At 42.0% G+C, this 519-nt stretch carries 1 protein-coding gene; it reads right to left on the minus strand.

Features of this window, described 5'->3' with window-relative positions:
* Positions 1-61: 61 nt before the first annotated feature.
* Positions 62-519, minus strand: a 458-nt coding sequence (locus ACYVLS_RS08830) for an IS30 family transposase (protein WP_460323678.1), incomplete at its 5' end; no start/stop codon positions are given.

Raw genomic sequence — 519 nt, forward strand, 5'->3', positions numbered from 1 at the left:
TAGGCCAGCTTCACAGCTTTCAAGTCATGCCGAAGGAGGCTCGTTGTCAAGCCCTCACGGGTTAAGCAGCCTGACGCTCTGATCGTAGTGCATTGACGAAGCTTTCATGTGGCGTTCTATAATCCAATATTTTTCTAGGATAATCATTCATCCATTGTTGTATACGCAAGCATTGTGCTTCTGAGACTTGACCAATCGGCTTCCCTTTGGGAATGAAACGACGAATGAATTTATGCTGGTTCTCACTTGTTCCCCGTTCAAACGATGCATAGGGATGACTGAAATAGATGTCTAAAGTATCCTTTAAGGCCTCATAAAGTCCCGCAAACTCAGAACCATTATCAGAAGTTATCGTTTTAAATAGTGTAGAGAATGTATGACCTGATCGTTTTTGAAGGTCACGAATCGCCTGATTAACCGATTCCTGATCTTTTCCATTTACTTTTAAGATGATTTCAAATCGGGTCTGTCGTTCAGCCAAAGTGAGCAGTACAGCATCGGTCTTTTCTTTATTACCTA

Source organism: Alkalibacterium psychrotolerans (assembly GCF_054784355.1).